This is a genomic window from Luteimonas sp. J29, assembly GCF_000472505.1.
Classification (GTDB): domain Bacteria; phylum Pseudomonadota; class Gammaproteobacteria; order Xanthomonadales; family Xanthomonadaceae; genus Luteimonas.
In genome coordinates, this window is sequence record NZ_AWZR01000006.1 from 91,552 (window position 1) to 111,661 (window position 20,110).

Here is a 20,110-nt window from a genome sequence, read left to right on the forward strand (position 1 = left end):
CAGGCGCAGGCGCAGGCGCTGAAGCCCCTGTCACGGCCCCCTGAGGCAGATAGTGCCGTGCAGCCGCCCAGACTCCAAGTCGAGCGGTACCGCGTCCAGCAGATGGCCGTCCCCGACGTCGAAGAGCGGGATGACTCAGCCATCGAGAACCCGTCCGGCGTCGATTCCATAGGCTTCCTGAAGCACGCCGGTGATGCGCCCGGGCGACTTCAGCTTGATGAGGAAATTGCAGCCCTGATTCTGCGGCAGCCAGCGGGGGCAGCCAAGAAAGTATTCGTCAAGGAAGTCGTCATTACTGGCCGACTTCCGCTGCAGGCGCAGCGATTCGCCATGGACGGGGCAACGATAGTGCGACAAACCGATGTCGGATGCCTTGTTCTGCGCGCGTATGGCATCGAGTGCTTGCCGCAATCGCTGGCGGCGCCCGGGATCCAGGATCCTTCTTCGCACCTCGTCGGCCTTCATCTGGAACTCCGGACGGGTGACATCCATGAAGATCCGGAAGTCATCGTTCGACAGGCGCTCGATGTGACGGCAGGCATGCCTGCCGGATCCGTCCACGATGTACCAGCCCGAGCACCCCCAGAAGAAGTCCCGGATGCCGGGTGTTCCCACGCGGCGATCCCACTGCAGCGTCATCGCCCGTTGGCAGACACGGCACTTCTTGCCGTAGGTGGTCTGCCCCGTCAGCATGTCGATCAGGTGTGCGTTCTGCTCGGTCACCGTCGTGGATTGGTACTTGTTCTCCGGGTCGACCACATCTTCGGCAAATGACCCCGCTTCCAGATCATCCAGATCCTGGATCAGAGCAGCACGACGCGCCTTCAAGCGTTGCCATTCCGCCTTTTCGCGGTCGGTCAGCCGGCCGTTGTCGCGATAGGCCTTGCGCAGGCGCGCAATGCGCGCGTTGACCTCCTGCAGCTGGCGCTCGACGACCTCCTGTTCGGATCCCGCGTCGCCGCGTGCCCGTTGAATCCGCCGGGCGAGTTCATCCACGGTATCCCGCGCCACCTGCATGAGTTTGCTGGCGACAGGCGCAGTTGCGGCCACTGCTGCCTTGCCCGCACGCACCACCCCCCTGATGAGGGGATTGAACGTTTGCCCCAGCACCTGCAGCCAGCTCACGATCTGGCCTCCGCCCAGCCCAACAGATACGCAGACCGGGTGCCTTGTCTTTGGGTGGAGTGGCGTACGAGCTCACGCATGGCCTGGGTATTTCGCGCACGATCGAAAAACATGCCAGCGACCACGCCCGCTGAAGCTCCCAATAGCAGGCTGTCTGCCATCACCTTCACCAGTGCGCCGGTACTGCTGGCAACCAGTCCGCGGGCGGCGCGTTCGGAGGCGATCGCAACTGCGTCATCGAAACGCTGTCGCCCCACCAGCACCCCATATCCCTGGGTGCCCGCGATCACCAGAAGTGGAATCAACGGGTTGAAGACCTGCCAGAACTGGTCCAGCGTGCCGGGTGCCAGCTGGGCGTAGGTGTCGGAGATCGTCGTCCGAAGGTCCGCCTCGGACATATCGACATCCACTAGTCGGGTGTCGGACACGGCATGATCGGCGACTTCGTCCGTGGCGACGATCCGTATATCCGGATACCTGTCCAGCGCCTCCTTCACATAGCCGGCGCTGGTGGTGGCCTTCATCTGCAGGAACTCCACCGTGCGCCCATCCGCATCGACGATGCGCACGTCCCAGCCGGCCTGGTTCATCGACTCTGCCACCACTGCCTGCTGACCCGGGAGAAGCTGCAGGTCTCCCACGGTCTCTCCCGCATTGAGGCGGTCGACGACCAGATACTCGAAGTACTTGCCCTTGGCCGCGTTCAGCATACCCAGCCACTGCGCTTCGGAGTAGGAGTGCAGGGCATCGGGGTCGAACGACGGGTTGGTGTCGCGGATTGCCTGGACCGCCAGCCCGTCCAGCGCCTCCCGGTCCATGTAGGCAAGGGAGGCGGCAACCGCGGCCAGGTCCATCAGGCGAGTGCGCCGCAGCCCATGGTGGCGGCGGACGATCCGGTCGAGTGCATCCGGGTCATCGCTGGCGTGCGCACGGTATCTGGAGGCCAGGGCGCGCAGGTAGCGGACGTCCATCGTCAGCGCCCGATGATGATGCCTGGCGGATCCGTGGGGTCCGCGTCGTCGTAAAGGCTGCTGGCAATGGCAGCCAGCTGGCCCTCCAGGCGCGCCACGCGTTCTTCCAGGGGGGCGGCGCCACCCTGTCCGGGCGGTGCCTGCTCCAGGCGCGTCACGCGCGCCTCCAGCTGCGCCAGAACCGCGTCCATCCCGGACAGGACTTGCTCGATCCGGGAAAAGTATTCCCGCAGCTCACCCTGCAGGTCCGAAAGGCTCAAGCTCATCTGAGTTCCCCTTGAAGCGTCCCCGGCGCCAGCCGGGCCCGTTTCCCCGGGGAGCCGGCAGTCCGACGTTATCGCAGAATGCCGGCTTCGACCACCACCGGCGGAGCGGCGGGCACGCAACTGTGGATTCAGGGGGGCGGGCCGATAGCCTCGATCACGATGCCGCCGAAGCGGGCTTCGTCGGCGCGGCAGCGGATGCCGCGGATCCAGCAGTCGTCGCTGTCGTAGGGCTCCCCGGTGTCAGCGTATTGCGCAGCGTAGCCGCCGCTCAAGTCGACATTCAAGAACTCCAGGCGGCGACCAGCGCGATCGGTGGCTTCGGAGAAGCAGTCGGGGCAGACGTGGCGTGGGTAGCGCGACGAGGGCTGTACCGCTGTGCCGCAGATGGGGCAGGCCTGGGCGCTCATGCCACGGCCTCGATGGCGGCCTCGGCTTCCGGCAGGCGGAGTTTGCCGGAGATCAAGCGGGGGAGCAGCGTGTCCCTCAAGGCTGCAAGCGTGCGCGCGGTGCCGATGTTTGCGTGGATACGTTCAAACAGCGGGGCAACCATCGCATTGAATGCCACGGCTACGTTCTCCGGCGGCAAGACCACGTCGAACTTGCCAACATCGTGCCAACTTGTTCGCGGCATCCGGGCCCCGTTGGAGAGTTGTGTCGCATACGAAATGAGCGCATCGCTGGACGCATGCATGGCCAAGAAGCCTAGCCATTCCCCTGCCTTCGGGCGCAACACCAGAATGTCCGTTGAGCACACACCACGGCACGGAGCGAGACCAACCTTGTGGAAATAGGGCCTGAGCTTTCCGAACAAGACGTCACTTCGCTCAAACCAGAACTTGCCGCTCCCGAGACCATCTGCAGTGCCGACGTTGTCAAGAGCAATACTCCTGCGCGGCATGTGTTCCAGGCCAATGTATGTTGTATCCGCAGGCATTTGTCCTGGCTTCGCCTGCACTCGCGGATTGGTGCAAATGGCGTCTAGCTTGCCGGATACCCACCCCTTCGGAATCACCCCCAGCGCCGATTCCTCGAACTCGGCGGGGAACAGCGCCGCCGTGGCGGCGTCCATGCCTCCGGGCTCGCGGCCATCGGCCTTGGCGCGCACCGGGTCGAAGTCGATGAACCAGCTCTTGAACAGGGCTTGGGCGATGGATTCGAGGGTAGCGTTGGTTTGGCGCAGGAGGTCGATGCGGTCGTCGAGGCTCCCGAGCAAATCGGCGACTTCAATCTGAGTCACAAAGTTCGGCAATGGAATTTGAACTCGCCGCAGTTCTGACTGCCGGATGCCCTGTACGGTGGTGCCAGAGGCGCGGCCGAATATGTCGGCGCGGACGTTTTCAGTCTGCAACGCGTAGTACAGGAAGCGTCCGTGAAGTCGGCCGGGCTTTGGACGGATGGCGAACAACCGTTGACCGAGAACCCAATCGACGTCCTTATCAATAAACGCGAGTTCGCCCAACGGTGCCTCAGACGTCATGACTACGTCGCCGCGACGAAGTGGTGTCCTCATCCACTTTTGGTAGATGCTTTCGTTGACGTATCGAGGCTCGTCTGCGTCAAGTTGAACCCGGCCGCCTTTTACAACCTTGGCAGAGATGACGCGGTGGCCGGCAGGAGAGAACTCGCCGCCGAGCTTGAGAGGAGTGATTCCGCGCCGGTCCAAGATGTCTTCGACAATCTCTTCGAGCGGGAACCAAGGTACCTCAGACTGCATAGCCCAAGCCTCCCAACTTCTCGCGAATGAGCAAGTCCAGTTCCGCCCCCTTCGCCATCTGCTCGGCCAGCTGCGCGGTCAGGCGGTCCATCTTCTCGCTGAACGCCTCGTCGTCGTCCTCGGTTTCCTCGGCGCCCACGTAGCGCCCCGGCGTCAGCACATGGCCGTGCTCGGCGATCTCGGCCAGCTTCACCGAGCGGCAGAAGCCTGGCACGTCGGCATAGGGTTCGTCGGCGCCAGCCTCGCCATCGGCGCGCCATCGGTGCACGGTGGAGGCGATGCGGGCGATGTCCTCCTCGTCGAACACGCGATTGACGCGGGTGGCCATGCGGCCCAGCTTGCGGGCGTCGATGAACAGCACTTCGCCGCGGCGGTCGCGGGCCGGCTTGCCGCCGGGTGCTGGTGCGCCGCTCTTGTCCTTGGCCAGGAACCACAGGCAGGCCGGGATCTGGGTGTTGAAGAACAGCTGCGGGGGCAGGGCGACCATCACATCCACCACGTCGGCCTCGACCATCGCGCGGCGGATGGCGCCTTCGTTGTTCTGGTTGGAGCTCATGCTGCCGTTGGCCAGGACCACGCCGGCCTGGCCGCGCGGGCTCAGGTGAAACAGGATGTGCTGCAGCCAGGCGTAGTTGGCATTGCCGGCGGGCGGCGTGCCATGGACCCAGCGCTTGTCGTCGACCAGACGCTCGCCGCCCCAGTCGCTGATGTTGAACGGTGGGTTGGCCAGAATGTAGTCGGCGCGCAGGTCCGGGTGCTGGTCGCGGTGGAAGGTGTCGGCCGGTTCCTTGCCCAGGTCGGCGGCCAGGCCGCGGATGGCCAGGTTCATGGCCACCAGACGCCAGGTGGTGGGGTTGGCTTCCTGGCCGTAGATGCTGATGTCGTCGGCCTTGCCGCCGTGTGCCTCGATGAACTTCTCGCTCTGCACGAACATGCCGCCCGAGCCGCAGCAGGGGTCATATACGCGCCCGTGGTGCGGGGCCAGCACCTCGACCAGCACCTTGACCACCGAGGCCGGCGTGTAGAACTGGCCGCCCTTCTTGCCCTCGGCGCTGGCGAACTGGCCGAGAAAGTACTCGTACACCTCGCCCAGCAGGTCCTTGGCGCGGTGGCCTTCGCCGAAGCCGATGGTGGAGACCAGGTCCACCAGCTCGCCCAGGCGGCCGGGCTCCAGCTGCGTGCGGCCGAAGCGCTTGTCGAGGATGCCCTTCAGGCGCGGGTTGTCGGCCTCGATGGCCTCCAGCGCCTGATCGATGCGCACCCCGATGTCGGCCTGCTTGGCCTGGGCGCGGATGGCCTCCCAGCGGGCGCTGGCCGGCACCCAGAACACATTGGCCATCGTGTAGTAGTCGCGCTCCTCCAGCGCCTCGGCGTGGTCGGCCGGGTCGGGCAGGTGGAGGTCGCTGGATGCGTCGGCGAACGCGGCCTGCAGCACGGCACGGCGCTCGTCGAAAGCATCGCTGATGTACTTGAGGAAGATCAGGCCGAGCACGATGTGCTTGTACTCGGCCGCGTCCATGGAGGACCGCAGCTTGTCGGCCGCGGCCCAGAGGGTCTTCTTGAGGTCCTGGTTCATCTTTCCCCGGTGTTCCCGTGCGGATCACACCGCCACCATCACGAATGGCGGTGATCAGGGGCAAGATTATGCGCTGGCGCGCGGGGCGGGGAAGCCCAAGACCCTGGCGGGGCGGTCAAGAACCCGCCTCGGAGCCAGGTCACGCTGTCTGACACAGCGGACTGGGCAGGTGGCCCGAGTCAAGATCCAGCGGCAGTACATGGAGGATGTGACCAGCGCCGTAGTCGAACGGTCGCAGAGGCGCGTCGAACGTCTCGCAGGCGGGATAGACCAGCGCCAGCTCGCCAGCGCCGCTGCGGTACCGGTGGGCGTAGGCGAACATCTGGTAGAAGTCCGCCTGGCTCAGGCCGTAGTGATTGGCCGCGTCCGAAGCATCGAGGAGCTTCCACTTGGCATCGACGACCCAGGTGGAGCCCTGGTACTCGATCAGGAAATCCGGGCGCAGCTGGAAGACGGATCGCCCGTCATGACGGCACAGTGACTGGCCGGCGGCCTGGGTACGGAGGCGGGCACTGTGGGGCAGGCTACGGCGCAACGTCCGCTCTACATAGCGCTCGAATACCTTCTCCATTGGAAACAACAGGCTGAGCCCGGTCCACTGGCCCAGCGAGGACAGAGGGTTGCGGTCGTCGAGGATCAGCTCGCACCAGGTGCGGATGGCGCGATAGTGCTGCATCAGGCGATCGCTGCTCCAGCGACGGAAGTCGCCGGCCACGTCGTGGCTGGGCTGGATGTCCGCCAGCTGGTGCCCCAGCTCGTGAGCCAGCCGCCAGTTGCCCGGATCCCGGGTGGCCCAGGATGCTTTGGCCAGCGCCGCGGCGATCAGGCGGTTCTCCGGGCGGTTCGGGTCGTAAACATGGTGCTCCACCTGAAACAGGTGCCGCCGTGGCGGCGGTTGGCGTACCTGTCGGGCGACCAGCAGGCGACCACGCAGAAATCGGGCCTCTTCCTCCACAAGCCGGTAGTCGAAGCGCAGGCCGCGACGGGCCAGTGCGTTCAGCTCCTGCAGGAAGCACTGGATGATCCATTCGCTCACCGGCGCGTCGAAGGTTTCCAGCGCCGAAGGCGCGGACTCGCGGACCGGCAGATCGAGGGCTTCGCGCAGCATCCGGACCAGCACCCGTCTGGCCGCGACCACGGTCGTCAGGCCATGGGTTTGCTTGGGCAGGATCTCGATGCGCGTACCGCACGGTGTTTCCAGGACGCCGACATAGTTGTCCAGCCGGAGCCAGCGGCGACCTTCGATCTGTACGAGCGGAGCGCTGCCGCGGTGGCGCACGGATTCTGCGCAGAGCCATTCGAACGCAGATGCCGGCACGCTGGCCACGTCGAGACTACCAGTCGATACCGGGCCGACGGTCAATCTTGCGTGTTCGCGGACCGTAATCGTGTTCACGCGGTGGCCGGGTCTGCGTAAAGGATCAACCGATAGGCATCCACCTGTCCGAAAGCATCCGGATTGATCTCCCAGACGGTGCCGGGGCGCGGAAGTTCGATGTCCGCTCCGAGCAGGGCTTCCGGATCATGATCGGATTGGCGCACGAACTGCAGCGGATGCGGTTTGCGGTGGTCATTGAGCACCCAGGCGATCCGCTGCCAGTCCTCGAAGAAGTACTCCTGCAGGAGAGGCAGGACCTGGCGTCTGAAGATACTGGCCAGTACCTCGAGACTGGGGTCCGCGCGAAGCGGCATGAAGTAGGCATGGCCGAGCGTGTAGTCCCGGCCCATGAGAAGTTCGATGCGCCGATTCATCGTGGATAGCAGGCGGTCCACTGGCACGCCTTCCACATCGATGCCTGAGAGGGCTGCGACATCCGGCAGCATCTCGACGAACTCGAACCGGCGCCGCAGGGCGACGTCGAGTCCTGCGAGCGACCGGTCGGCGGTGTTCATGGTGCCGATCAGGTGCACGTTCGCCGGAACGCTGAAGCGATCCTTGGAATAGGGTAGGGTCACTTCGAGTGCTTCGGGGCATCCGGCACGCTTGGACGGCTCGATCAGGGTGATGACTTCGCCGAAGATGCGCGAGACATTGCCGCGGTTGATCTCGTCGATGATCAGGACGCGAGGCTGCGGTTCTCCGGAACCCGCCTCCTCTGGAGCGAGCAATGAGCTGAGGCGGTCCAGGTTGATAGACCCCGGTCGAAGTTCATAGATGGTCATCTGGCTGAACCGGTTTTCCATCAGGTCCGCGTAAGGACGAGGCGGATCGTATCGGCGCAACCAGTTCACGGGTCGAGCCTGGACGTAGGTGCCCACGTCATCCCGGGTGAGGAACTGATACTCCCCGGTGACCTCGCCGATTGCCCTGAACTTGAGGTTGCCATGGGTCACGACGATGAGGTCGCCCTTGCGCATCTCGCGGATGAAGAGATTGAGCGCGGTGATGTCGTAGGAGGAATTGTCGATGTCAGGCTTCAACGCCTTCACGCGATCCAGGATCTCGGCACGTGAACCGACGCCTGTCAGGTCGGCGCCGGCGCCGAAGCCAAGCAACGCATACCCTCCTGACATGCAGGCTTCGTAGACGTGTCCTTCCGCTTGCGCGTCGCCGAGCGAGACCTTCCAGATGCGTCGTCCGCTGATGTCGACGGGCGACCCTGTTGCAGCTGTCGTGCGGCTCCGCGCGGCCTCGCACAGTTCCTTGAAGACCCCATCCTCCACCTCGTACCGGATCTCGCCATCCTCGGCCTTGGCGCGGATGCCTTCGATGAAGTCCTCGTAGCTGAAGCTCTGGTGGAAGGTCACGAATCGTACCTGGCCGGAATGCGCAAGTTCGTCGAAACGTGCCTTCAGTTTTCCGCGATCCGCAGCGTTCCGCCTTAGGAACTCGGGGTCAAGAAGTGCCAGCGTCTCGTTGATCGTGTGATAGGTCTTTCCTGTCCCCGGTGGGCCGAAAAGGATCTTGTTGGTGGGTGTTGATTGCGGCACCTGGACGTGCTCCCCTGGTTGTCTCCGATGATCAGGCACGGACGCGTCATACCAGTCGCAGAGCGACTGAAGCTGCGCGATTGAGCTGACACCTACAGCGTAGGCGGCGTGACCCTTGGCCAGGCTCTTTGCATGAGCAGCCAGATGGTGATTGCGATTCTTCTCGGGCGGATATGGTTCGACGTTTCCGCTGAGATCGGGAGGCGGCTGCCTGGAGACGAACACCATGAGGTTCGTCTTGGCCGATGGATTGGGCCCCGGATCGAATGCCAGTGCGCGGCCGGCCACATTGCGGAACGCCGTGATGTGGCTGGTCCCGCTGCGGGTGCCCGGGTAACGGGCCTCCAACCACTGTGTGGCGATGGCGGCATTGAAAGACGGCTTCCCTACCTGCCTGATCGCGGTCTTGTTGGTGCTGGTGGCGAACGGATCCGGGTAGATCTCCCAGACTCCGTGGATGGCCGGGTCGTAAGTCACGTAGTACGAGCCTTCGCCCACGCCTACCTTGAACAGACGGTCGTAGCGATGTCCGCTGTCCGTTCTGCGGGGCTCCTTTCCCGTATGATAGGAGGCCCGTGAGGGCGCGTTGACCGAGACGGCGTTCAGATCGGCCGTTACCGTACTGAAGGGAATGTCCGGCCGGAACTTCTTGAGATGTTCCCAGACTTCGTATCGGTTCGCCTGGCCTCCGAGTTCCGCGACTGCGTCGGCAGCCTGCTCCCACTGTGGCTTCGTGATATCGACCATCGCGACTTCTTCCCCAGATACAACCGCCGTGCGGCGGCCCCCCGGCGAGTATCCTGACATGACGGCCGCACCTTTGGTGCAGCTGAGTCCTCTGTCAGACGGGGGATGCCGCGAATGGGAAACCGGCGGGCGCTGGAGTCGATCGTTCATTTGCGGTGCCCTGGCTGCGCTCGCGCAGTTCTACCGACGCGCACGCCTGGGGCGAAATGCGACTCTCCTTCGCGATGCCGTATGTCGGGACTCAAGCAGCCCCAAGCCGATCCAACGGGATCCGCAAATACCGCACCCCATTCCCCTCCGCCGGCGGCAGCGCCCCGCCGCGGATGTTCACCTGCAGCGCCGGCAGCAGCAGCTTGGGCACCGGCAGGCTGGCGTCGCGGTTGGTGCGCAGGCGGACGTAGGCGTCCTCGTCGACGTCGCCGGCCAGGTGGACGTTGCTGGCGCGCTCTTCGGCCACGGTGGTGGCGGGGGTGGCGTCGCGGCCGGCGGGCGGGTAGTCGTGGCAGAGGTAGAGGCGGGTATCGGCGGGCAGGTCGAGCAGGCGGCGCAGGGAGCGGTAGAGGGTGGCGGCGTCGCCGCCCGGGAAGTCGGCGCGGGCGGTGCCGGTGTCGGGGGCGAACAGGGTGTCGCCGATGAAGGCGGCATCGCCGACCACGTAGGTGATGCTGTCCTCGGTGTGGCCGGGGGTGGCGATCACGCGGGCGTCGAGCGTGCCGATGCGGAACTCGTCGCCGTCGGCGAACAGGTGGTCGAACTGGCGGCCGTCGACCGGGAAGTCCGGTTCGAGGTTGAAGATCTCCTTGAAGCGCGCCTGCACGCCGGTGATGCCCCGGCCGATGGCCACCTTGGCGCCGGTCTGCTCGCGCAGCCAGGCGGCGGCGGACATGTGGTCGGCGTGGGCGTGGGTCTCGAGGATCCACTCGACCGCCAGGCTGTGCGCGTGGGCGGCGTCGAGCAGCCTGCGCGCGGAGTCGTACGCGATGCGGGCGCTGGCCGGCTCGAAGTCCATCACCGGGTCGATGATCGCGGCGTGGCCGCCGTCGTGGTCGTAGACCAGATGCGAGAAGGTGCCGGTGGCGGGATCGTGGAAGCTTTCGACCTGTGGGTTCATGGCGGGGCCTGCGTGGGTCGGTGGCGGCGGTGCGGGCGCAGCCGTCGCGTGTGCATCCCGGCCGTGGCCGGGTGTCCGGTCCGTTCCCTGGGCCTGCTTCCTGCGCTGGAGCCGGCGTTCGCGGCTCGCCGGGGGCTTCCACGGCCGGTCGCCCGGGGCCGGCCCTTGCCGCGGAGTATAGGCGCGGGGCCCGGGCGCGCCGCGGCGTTCCCGCCGTCGATCGGCGGGCGTAGCGTGAGGCCCTGGTCTGCAACAATGGGCCGGCGGCAACGACCCCGGCGGCCTTGGGCGGGGAAGTGGCGCGCCTGCTTTCACGCCGTCGTGACTGCGTTCTGCTGGAGTTGCCGGCAGCCACCGGTCGACCCTGGAGAGATGCCATGATGCCCCCCGATCCCACTCCGCCCGGCGAGGCCCCACCCGGCCTCCGCACCTCCATTCTCGCGCCGGTCTTCGTTCCCACCGCGGTCGTGGTGCTGGCGCTGGTGGCGCTGTCGTTCGCGGCACCGGACACGTCGGCGGCGCTGTTCGGGCGGGCGCAGGCCTGGGTGGCGGACGAGGCGGGGTGGTTCACCATCCTGGCGGTGGCGGGGTTCCTGGTGTTCGTGGTGGGACTGGGGGCGAGCGGGCTGGGGCGGATCCGGCTGGGGCCGGACCACAGCCGGCCCGACTACAGCTATCCCACCTGGTTCGCGATGCTGTTCGCGGCGGGGATGGGCATCGGGCTGATGTTCTTCGGCGTGGCCGAGCCGATCATCCATTTCGCCGATCCGCCAGTGGGCGATGCGCTGTCGGTGGCGGCGGCGCGGCAGGCGATGCGGATCACCTTCTTCCACTGGGGCATCCACGCGTGGGCGGTCTACGCGGTGGTGGCGCTGTCGCTGGCCTATTTCTCCTACCGGCACGGGCTGCCGCTGCGGATCCGCTCGGCGCTGTACCCGCTGGTCGGCGAGCGCATCCATGGCGGCATCGGCCACGCGGTCGACACCTTCGCGGTGCTGGGCACGATCTTCGGCCTGGCCACGTCGCTGGGGCTGGGCGTCATCCAGATCAACTCGGGGCTGAGCTACCTGTTCCAGACGCCGGTGGGCGTGGGGGTTCAGGTGCTGCTGATCGTGGTGATCACGCTGATGGCCACCGGCTCGGTGTTCTCGGGCCTGGACCGCGGGATCCGGCGGCTGTCGGAACTGAACATGGTGCTGGCGCTGGCGCTGATGGGCTTCGTGCTGCTGGCCGGTCCCACCGTGCACCTGCTGCAGGCGCTGGTGCAGAACACCGGGATGTACCTCTCGAACATCTTCTCGATGACCTTCAACCTCTACGCCTACCAGCCCAGCGGCTGGCTGGGCGGCTGGACGTTGTTCTACTGGGGCTGGTGGATCGCGTGGTCGCCGTTCGTGGGCATGTTCATCGCCCGGATCTCGCGCGGGCGCACGGTGCGCGAGTTCGTGGTCGGCGTGCTGCTGGTGCCGCTGGGCTTCACCTTCCTGTGGATGACGGTGTACGGCAACAGCGCGCTGTACCAGGTGATGGGCGAACTTGCGACCGCCGGCACCTCGCGCCTGGTCGAGGCGGTGCGCGCCGACACCTCGGTAGCGCTGTTCCAGTTCCTCGAGTCGTATCCGCTGGCCACGGTCACGTCGGCGGTCGCCACATTGCTGGTGGTGGTGTTCTTCGTCACGTCGGCCGACTCGGGCGCGCTGGTGATCGACATGCTCTCGTCCAGGGACGACCGGGAGTCGCCGGTGTGGCAACGGATCTTCTGGTCGCTCACCGTGGGGGCGGTGGCCATCGCCCTGTTGCTGGCCGGCGGGCTGGAGGCGCTGCAGGCGGCCACGATCGCCAGCGCGCTGCCGTTCACCGTGGTCATGCTGCTGATGTGCTGGGGCCTGCTGCGGGCGCTGCGGATGGATGCGGCGCGACGCCTGACCCTGCGCAGCGCGCGGGTGGCACCCCTGGCCGGTGGCGTGGGCGACTGGAAGACGCGCTTGCGCACGCTGATGCAGCATCCCACGCGCCCGCAGGTGATGCGGTACCTTCGCGAGACGGTGCGGCCCGCGCTCGAGGCGGTGGCGGCGGAGCTGCGGCTGCAGGGGCTGGAGGTGCACGTGGGCGAAGGCGAGCACGGCGGCCCCTGGCTGCGCGTGGGCCATGGCGAGGAGATGGACTTCTTCTACGGCGTGCGCCCCGTGGCCTACGAACCCGCCGAATTCATGCTCGCCGACCCGCGCCGCCGGCCGCGCGAGGACGAGCAGCCCTTTCGCGCCGAAGTGCACCTGCGCGAGGGTGGGCAGGACTACGACGTGATGGGCTGGAGCCGCGACGAACTGATCCACGACGTGCTGGACCAGTACGGGCGCCACCTCCACTTCCTCAACGCCGTGCGTTGAGCGCAGCAGCGCGCGGCAACCAGCCCCTGGTAGGAGCGGCTTCAGCCGCGACCCGCACGTTCGGAGATCCCGGTCGCGGCTGAAGCCGCTCCTACAGGCGTGGGGTGGATGTCGCCGGGCTCCACGATGGCCGCGGCCACGCGCGGGCGCGCGCGGTCGCGGTGTCGACGCGACCGTCCGCGTCGCGGGCGGGCGGACGCGTCGCGGCCGTGCAGGCTCAGCCTGTGAGACGGGCCGCCACGACACTGGCCCGCCCATCCAGGGCAGGTCCATCGATGAACGCCATCGTCCACGCCAGGCCGCTGCCTGCGCCCGCGCCGTCCGGCGGCCAGCTGGCGCGCCGGCTCGCCGACCGCTATTCCGACCGGGTCACCGGGCAGTTCACCATCCCCGGCCGGGCGCCCGACCTGCGGCCGCTGCCGCGCGAGCTGCCGCCGGCGCTGGCCGCGGCGCTGCAGGCGCGCGGGATCCGCTCGCTGTACGCGCACCAGGCGCGGGCCTGGGAGGCGGCGCGGGCGGGGCGGCACGTGGTGGTGGCCACGCCCACGGCCTCGGGCAAGTCGCTGTGCTACACCCTGCCGGTGGTCAGCGCGGCGCTGGAGCAGGGCGCCAAGGCGCTGTACCTGTTCCCGACCAAGGCGCTGGCGCAGGACCAGGTGGCCGAGCTGCTCGAGCTCAACAAGGCCGGCGACCTCGGCCTGCGCGCGGCCACCTTCGACGGCGACACGCCGGGCGATGCGCGCCAGGCGATCCGCCTGCACGGCGACGTGGTGGTCAGCAACCCGGACATGCTCCACCAGGCGATCCTGCCGCACCACACCAAGTGGGCGCGGTTCTTCGAGAACCTGCGCTACGTGGTGATCGACGAGGTGCACACCTACCGCGGCGTGTTCGGCTCGCACGTGGCGAACGTGATCCGGCGGCTCAAGCGGGTATGCGCGTTCTACGGCGCGAGGCCGCAGTTCATCCTGTGCTCGGCCACGATCGGCAACGCGGCCGGACACGCCGCGGCATTGATCGAGGACGCGGTGGAGGCGATCACCGAGAGCGGCGCGCCCAGCGGCGACAAGCACATCCTGCTGTGGAACCCGCCGGTGGTGAACCCGGACCTGGGCATCCGCGCCTCGGCGCGCTCGCAGGCCAACCGGATCGCGCGGATGGCGATCAAGGCCGGGCTCAAGACGATGGTGTTCTGCCAGTCGCGGCTGATGGTGGAGGTGCTGACCAAGTACCTCAAGGAGGTGTTCGACAGCGATCCGCGCAAGCCGCGCCGGATCCGCGCCTACCGCGGCGGCTACCTGCCCACCGAGCGGCGCGAGGTGGAGCGCGAGATGCGCTCGGGCCGCGTGGACGGCATCGTCAGCACCTCGGCGCTGGAGCTGGGCGTGGACATCGGCAGCCTGGACGTGGTGGTGCTCAACGGCTACCCGGGCTCGATCGCGCAGACCTGGCAGCGCTTCGGCCGCGCCGGGCGCCGCCAGCAGCCTTCGATCGGGGTGCTGGTGGCGAGCAGCCTGCCGCTCGACCAGTACGTGGTGCGGCATCCGGAGTTCTTCGCCAGTGCCACGCCCGAGCAGGCGCGCATCGCGCCCGACCAGCCGCTGATCCTGATGGACCACATCCGCTGCGCCGCCTTCGAACTGCCGTTCGTGGAGGGCGACATGTTCGGGCCGGTGGAACCGGGGCCGTGGCTGGAGGTGCTGGCCGAGAGCGGCGTGCTGCACCAGGAAGGCGGGCGCTGGGAGTGGATCGCCGACAGCTATCCGGCGCAGGCGGTGAACCTGCGCTCGGTGGCCGACGGCAACTTCGTGGTGGTGGACCGCACCGACTCGCGCCAGGCGATCATCGCCGAGGTCGATTACTCGGCGGCCGCGCTCACGCTGTACGAGGGCGCGATCCACATGGTCCAGTCCGAGCCCTTCCAGGTCGAGCGCCTGGACTGGGAGGGGCGCAAGGCCTACGTGCGCAGGACCCACGTCGACTACTACACCGACGCCATCGACTACACCAGGCTCAAGGTGCTCGACGAGGCCGAGGGCGCGCCGGCGGGTCAGGGCAGCGCGCACCACGGCGAGGTGCACGTGCTGCGGCGGGTGTCGGGCTACAAGAAGATCCGCTTCCACACCCACGAGAACATCGGCTACGGGCCGGTGAACCTGCCGGACCAGGAGCTGCACACCACCGCCTGCTGGTGGCAGCTGCCGCAGCACGTGCTCGAAGCGCGCTTCGCCTCGCGCCAGGAGGCGCTGGACGGGTTCCTGTCGGCGGCCTACGCGCTGCACCTGGTGGCGATGGTGTCGGTGATGGCCGAGGGGCGCGACCTGCAGAAGGCCGTGGGCAGCGGCGACGGCGCCTGGTTCGCCACCGCCGACCAGGGCGGGCGCGGCCAGCTGCGCTCGGGCGACAGCGGCGAGGAGCTGGCGGATCCCACGCGCGGGTTCACGCCGACGCTGTTCCTCTACGACAACTACCCGGGCGGCGTCGGGCTGTCGCTGCCGCTGTTCGAGCGGCGCGAGGACCTGCGCCGGCAGGCGCTCGAGCTCATCCGCGCGTGTCCCTGCGCGCACGGCTGCCCGGCCTGCGTCGGCCCGGTGCTGGCCTCGAGCGAGGTGGACGGCAGCTCGGTCAAGGAGGCCGGGACCAGGGTGCTGGAACTGCTGGGGGAGGCGGCTTGAGCGCGCTGGCGAACCGGTTGGCGGGATTGCGGCGACAGGCGGGCGCAGCGTCGATGGCGCCGGCTGGTGCCGCGGTGCCGTCCAGTCCTCCGCCAGCGCCGCCGATGCCGCAGCCTGCGTCGGCTTCCGACCAGCTGGCGCAGCTGCGCAAGCTGCTCGGGCTGCGTCCGGCCGCGCCGGCGGTCGTGCGCAGCCTCGATCGCCGGCTCGACGGCGCGGAGCTGGCGCCGGGCCTGCGCTGCATCGAGACCTGGGTCCCGTTCGAGCGGCTGCCGGAGCGGCTGGACCTGTCCGCGCTGGGCATGGACGCTGTCGAGACCCGGCGCATCCTCGCCTTCGACACCGAGACCACGGGTCTGGCCGGTGGCACCGGCACGCGCGCCTTCATGATCGGCGCCAGCGACTGGCGCGATGGCGGCCTGCGCATCCGCCAGCTGTTGATGACCACGATGGGCGCCGAGCAGGCGATGCTGCGCGAGTTCGCCGCGTGGCTGGAACCGGGCACGGTGCTTCTGTCCTACAACGGCAAGTGCTACGACCGGCCGCTGTTGAGCACGCGCTACACGCTGGCGCGGCTGCCCGACCCGGTGCTCGGCCGCGAGCACATCGACCTGCTGCATCCCGTGCGCCGCCTCTACCGCGGGGTGTGGGAGAACTGCCGCCTCGCCACCGCCGAACGCCAGCTGCTGGGCGTGGTGCGCGAGGACGACCTGCCGGGCTCCCAGGCCCCGGCCGCGTGGCTGTCCTACCTGCGCGGCGGTAGCGCCGAGCGACTGCGCAAGGTGGCCGAGCACAACGCCCAGGACCTGCGCAGCCTCTCCGGCCTCCTGGCCCACTTCCACGCCCTCGCCCAGGGCGGCGAAGCGCTGCGCCAGGCGTACCGGCCCGAGACCCGCTGACCGGCGCGCCGGCGGGGGCGTCCTGCCTCGCGCGAAGACCGCTTGCCGCCGCCCCGCCAGGCACCGCGTCCTGGGCCTGCGGGAGGGACGCGGACGGCTACGAGTGGAGGCGCAACGCCCCATCTGGCCTCCCGCCATCGCCAGTGCCATCCTTCCAACGACGACAGTCCAGGAAGCCGGCATGTCCCCAGGCATTTCCAGCCCGGGCCGATGGCGCACGGTCGCGCCATGGCTCATCGCCGTTCTCGCGACGACCGCGCACGCCCAGGACCCGGACCTGCCGCCGGTGGAATGGCCCGACATCCCCGCGCACGCCGCCGACGCCGACGGCTTCGCGCCGCCACGGTGGCGCGTGGAGCACGCGGTCGCCGGCCGCCTCGACGCCGACGAGCGCGAGGACCTGCTGCTGGTGCTACGCATGGACGATCCCGCCAATGTCATCGTCCACGACGGCCCCGGCGAATCGCCGTTCGACAGCAACCCGCGCATGCTGGTGCTGGCGGTCGCCGACGGCGACGGCTACCGGCGCGTCGCGGTCGACAACGCGCTGGTCCCGCGCCAGCCGTCACCGGTCTTCGACGATTTCCTCGCCGACGCGCCGGCCATCGCCCCGAGCCGCGTGTTCAGCGTCTCGCTCCGGTCCTGGGCCAGCGCGGGCAGCTGGACCACGACCACGCGCAGTTTCGCCTTCCGCCTGCAGGACGGCTGCGTGCGGCTGGTCGGCTTCGACGAGGAATCGCTGCATCGCGCCTCGGGGGAGATCACGCGGCGCAGCTTCAACTTCCTCACGCGCAGCGCCTGGGAAAGCAGCGGCAGCATTGAGCGCGACGACGAGGACGCACGCAGGGCGATGCGGCTGCCGGCGGACGTCGTCTGCCTGGCGGACGTGGGGGACGGGTTCGCGTTCGAGCCTGGCGTGGAAGGCTGAAGCGGCTCGACGGCGAGGGCGCGCCACTGCCGCGTGGATGTCCGGCGGGGCATGGTGGCGGTGCTTGCCGCCTGCTCCAACGGAGCCCGGGCGGCTGGGCCGAGGCGCCGGTCGGCGATCAGCCGTTGCTCGCGGCCACCATCGTGTCGGCGGCAGGCGCCGCATCCGAAGCGGTCCCGCCGGTATCCGATGGCGCGAACGACACCGCGGCGATGAAGCACGCCGCGAACGCCAGCAGGATGGCGTAGCCGACCGCCACGTCCAGCCGGCGCCTGCGGCGCGCGGTGCCGTCCTGTCGGGCCTGGGGATCGTTGTGCATGGCCGGCTCCATCCTGGTGGGCCGTGCAGACTGCGATGGCAGGCGTCGCCAGCTCGTGAATGGCGGCGGGACGGCCGCGCGGGGAGGTCTGCCCGCCGCCCCTTGCGGAACAAGAATTATTCGCATTTAATACGGATCTCCGGCCGGACCTGCCGTCGCGTGACGACGGCGGCCGGGCTGGCGGCGACGCCAGCGGACCGGTCTGCAAGCCCCCCAGCCGCGGCATGCCAGGGGCGATGACATCGCCACCTCCCCCCGGGAAGACCATGCCCCGCACGACCTCCTCGCGGCCTGTCCGCGCCCATTGCCGTCCTCCAGCCGGCCGTTCGGCCGCCGTCCCCGCCCGCATGCGCGTGGGCCTGATTGCGGCCTGCATGCCGGGACTCGCCCTTGCGGCGGGCGTCCCGGACGCCACGGCCGAATCCAGCGCCACCGACCTCGACGCGGTCCTCGTCGTCGCCCAGCGCGCCAGCCGGGTCAGCAACGGCGCGCTCAACCTCGACCTGGAGATCCGCGACACGCCGCAGTCGATCAGCGTGGTCGACGCCGCGCAGATGCGCCGCTTCGGCGCCGACAGCGTGAACGAGGCCCTGCGCCTGGCCACCGGCGTGCGCGTGGACGAGTGGGAGACCAACCGCACCAGCTACGGCGCGCGCGGCTTCGACATCCTCAACACCCAGGTCGATGGCGTCGGCATGCCCAACAGCTGGGGCATCGCCACCGGCGCCATCGACGCCTTCGGCTACGAGAAGGTCGAGGTGATCCGCGGCGCCAACGGCCTGCTCACCGGCGTGGGCAACGCCGCGGGCACGATCAACTACGTGCGCAAGCGTCCCACCAACGAACGCCAGGGGCTGTTCGGCCTGTCCTACGGGTCGTGGGATACGTTGCGCGCCGAGTTCGACTACTCGACGCCGTTCACCGTCGACGGCACCTGGGCCGGGCGCGTGGTCGCCGCGCACGAGGACGGCGACTCCTGGCTGCGCGCCAACCACGACCGCCGCGACTTCGTCTACGGCGTGGTCGATGGCCAGGTCGGCCGGAACGGCACGCTGGCGCTGGGCTGGTCGTACCAGCGCACGCGCTCGGACGGGATCATGTGGGGCGCGCTGGTGTTCGTGGACGCCGACGGCCGTCAGCTCGAGTGGCCCACCAGCGCCACCACCACCCAGGACTGGACGTACTGGAACACCACCACCCACACCGCCTTCATCGAGTACCGGCACCGCCTCGGCGACGACTGGCAGCTCAAGCTTGCCTACAACCATCGGCGCTTCAGCGGCGACGAGCGCATGTTCTACGCCTACGACGGCGCGGGCGCGGGACTGGAGCCCGGCACCGGACTCGGCCTGGTCGGCTACCCGTGGGGGGGCGACGACCGCGTCGTGGCGCGCCTGGGCACGGCGACGCTGGACGGTCGCTTCGAGGCCTTCGGCCGCGCGCACGAGCTGGTGGTCGGCGTGAGTGCCTCGCGCAGCAGCGACGATGGGCGCGAACGCGCGGCCGATCCCGACGCGCCGGCCTGGGGCCCGCTGCCGCCGTTCCCGTATCCCACCAGCGCGCTGCCCGAGCCGGCCTGGGGCGAACCGGTGCAGTACTCCGCGCTCAACCAGTCGCTCGAGCGCGTGTTCGGCACCACCCGCCTGGCGTTGACCGATCGGCTCAAGGCGATCCTCGGCGTCAACCACGCGCGCTACCGTCGCCATGGCCGCTCGTACGCGCTCGACTTCGACCAGTCCACCCGCCACACCAGCCCCTATGCCGGACTGACCTTCGACTTCAGCGAGCGCCTGCTCGGCTACGTGAGCTGGTCGGACATCTATCAACCACAGGACCAGGTGGACGCGGACGACCGCTACCTCGATCCGAGCAGGGGCGTGAACGTCGAGGCCGGGATCAAGGCCGACTGGCTCGACGGCCGCCTGCTGACCACGTTCGCCGTGTTCAGGGCCGACCAGGACGGACTGGCGACCCCCACCGGCGAATACAACGAATACGGCTCGTACGTGTACGCGCCGGTGGACGTGCGCTCGAAGGGCGTGGAACTCGAAGCGGTGGGCCGGCTCGGCGAGCACCTCGATGTCGTGTTCGGCGTCACCGCGCTGGAGCTGGACGGCCTCGACGGCGAGGACACCTATCCCTGGGTGCCGCGCCGCACGGCCAACCTGCAGCTGGCCGGGCGCGTGCCTTCCGTCCCGGCGCTGGGCTGGGGCGTGGCCGGGCGCTGGCAGTCCGGCGTGTGGAATACCGAATCGAGCGGGTTCCGCGTGCGCCAGGACGCTTACGAGGTGGTGGATGCGTTCGTGTCCTGGGAGCTGCGGCCCAACGCCACCTTGCGACTGAACGTGCGCAACCTGGGCGACCGGAAGTACATCAACACGCTGCGCTACAGCGGCTACTACGGCGCGCCCGCGAACTACACGCTGAGCTTCGACTGGAGGTTCCAGTGAGCACGCCTGCC

At 68.4% G+C, this 20,110-nt stretch carries 14 protein-coding genes and 1 pseudogene; 5 read left to right on the forward strand and 10 right to left on the reverse strand.

Annotation, left to right across the window (positions count from 1 at the left end):
• Window positions 1-135 precede the first annotated feature (135 nt).
• The 9 genes from LUTJ29_RS0111225 to LUTJ29_RS0111265 all read right to left on the reverse strand — a co-directional run bounded on the left by LUTJ29_RS0111225 (window position 136) and on the right by LUTJ29_RS0111265 (window position 10,441).
• Window positions 136-1,125, reverse strand: coding sequence for a hypothetical protein (locus LUTJ29_RS0111225; protein ID WP_027072598.1), 990 nt, complete (start codon window positions 1,123-1,125; stop codon window positions 136-138).
• Complete coding sequence (locus tag LUTJ29_RS0111230; RefSeq protein ID WP_027072599.1) at window positions 1,122-2,096, reverse strand: hypothetical protein; 975 nt, start codon at window positions 2,094-2,096, stop codon at window positions 1,122-1,124. The genes LUTJ29_RS0111225 and LUTJ29_RS0111230 overlap by 4 nt, the downstream gene beginning before the upstream one ends.
• 2 nt (window positions 2,097-2,098) lie before the next feature.
• On the reverse strand, window positions 2,099-2,362 hold the full coding sequence (locus LUTJ29_RS0111235) for a hypothetical protein (RefSeq protein WP_027072600.1): 264 nt from the start codon (window positions 2,360-2,362) through the stop codon (window positions 2,099-2,101).
• A 128-nt stretch (window positions 2,363-2,490) separates the two neighbouring features.
• Window positions 2,491-2,769 (reverse strand): hypothetical protein, encoded by a 279-nt coding sequence (locus tag LUTJ29_RS0111240; RefSeq protein ID WP_027072601.1) that lies wholly within the window; start codon window positions 2,767-2,769, stop codon window positions 2,491-2,493.
• Window positions 2,766-4,076, reverse strand: coding sequence for a restriction endonuclease subunit S (locus LUTJ29_RS0111245; protein WP_027072602.1), 1,311 nt, complete (start codon window positions 4,074-4,076; stop codon window positions 2,766-2,768). Before LUTJ29_RS0111245 ends, LUTJ29_RS0111240 begins: the two co-directional genes overlap by 4 nt.
• A complete protein-coding gene (locus LUTJ29_RS0111250) occupies window positions 4,066-5,652 on the reverse strand; it encodes a class I SAM-dependent DNA methyltransferase (protein ID WP_027072603.1) in 1,587 nt (528 codons plus the stop codon). Before LUTJ29_RS0111250 ends, LUTJ29_RS0111245 begins: the two co-directional genes overlap by 11 nt.
• A 139-nt stretch (window positions 5,653-5,791) precedes the next feature.
• Window positions 5,792-7,048, reverse strand: a complete 1,257-nt coding sequence (locus LUTJ29_RS0111255; protein WP_027072604.1) for an McrC family protein — start codon at window positions 7,046-7,048, stop codon at window positions 5,792-5,794.
• A complete protein-coding gene (locus LUTJ29_RS18445; RefSeq protein WP_186441932.1) occupies window positions 7,045-9,330 on the reverse strand; it encodes an AAA family ATPase in 2,286 nt (761 codons plus the stop codon). The genes LUTJ29_RS0111255 and LUTJ29_RS18445 overlap by 4 nt, the downstream gene beginning before the upstream one ends.
• Before the next feature lie 241 nt (window positions 9,331-9,571).
• Entirely contained in the window at window positions 9,572-10,441 is an 870-nt protein-coding gene (locus LUTJ29_RS0111265; RefSeq protein ID WP_027072605.1) for an MBL fold metallo-hydrolase, read from the reverse strand.
• Window positions 10,442-10,818: 377 nt separating this feature from the next.
• Here LUTJ29_RS0111265 and betT point away from each other — a divergent pair, with 377 nt between their 5' ends.
• From betT to LUTJ29_RS0111285, 4 genes and pseudogenes are all read left to right on the forward strand, one after another.
• Window positions 10,819-12,828, forward strand: coding sequence for a choline BCCT transporter BetT (gene betT / locus LUTJ29_RS0111270; RefSeq protein ID WP_232221202.1), 2,010 nt, complete (start codon window positions 10,819-10,821; stop codon window positions 12,826-12,828).
• 341 nt (window positions 12,829-13,169) lie between these two features.
• Window positions 13,170-15,503, forward strand: a pseudogene (locus LUTJ29_RS0111275) (DEAD/DEAH box helicase); the annotation flags it as partial.
• A 104-nt stretch (window positions 15,504-15,607) separates the two neighbouring features.
• Complete coding sequence (locus LUTJ29_RS0111280) at window positions 15,608-16,402, forward strand: ribonuclease H-like domain-containing protein (protein WP_043741193.1); 795 nt, start codon at window positions 15,608-15,610, stop codon at window positions 16,400-16,402.
• Between the two features lie 181 nt (window positions 16,403-16,583).
• Window positions 16,584-17,330: a hypothetical protein gene (locus LUTJ29_RS0111285; RefSeq protein WP_027072609.1), complete on the forward strand. Its 747-nt coding sequence runs from the start codon at window positions 16,584-16,586 to the stop codon at window positions 17,328-17,330.
• A gap of 118 nt (window positions 17,331-17,448) precedes the next feature.
• Here the strand turns inward: LUTJ29_RS0111285 and LUTJ29_RS0111290 are convergent, their stop codons facing one another.
• Window positions 17,449-17,649, reverse strand: coding sequence for a hypothetical protein (locus tag LUTJ29_RS0111290; protein ID WP_144774629.1), 201 nt, complete (start codon window positions 17,647-17,649; stop codon window positions 17,449-17,451).
• A 374-nt stretch (window positions 17,650-18,023) separates the two neighbouring features.
• On the opposite strand from LUTJ29_RS0111290, the gene LUTJ29_RS0111295 reads away from it, so the two are divergent.
• Window positions 18,024-20,099, forward strand: a complete 2,076-nt coding sequence (locus LUTJ29_RS0111295) for a TonB-dependent siderophore receptor (RefSeq protein WP_144774630.1) — start codon at window positions 18,024-18,026, stop codon at window positions 20,097-20,099.
• Window positions 20,100-20,110 lie beyond the last annotated feature (11 nt).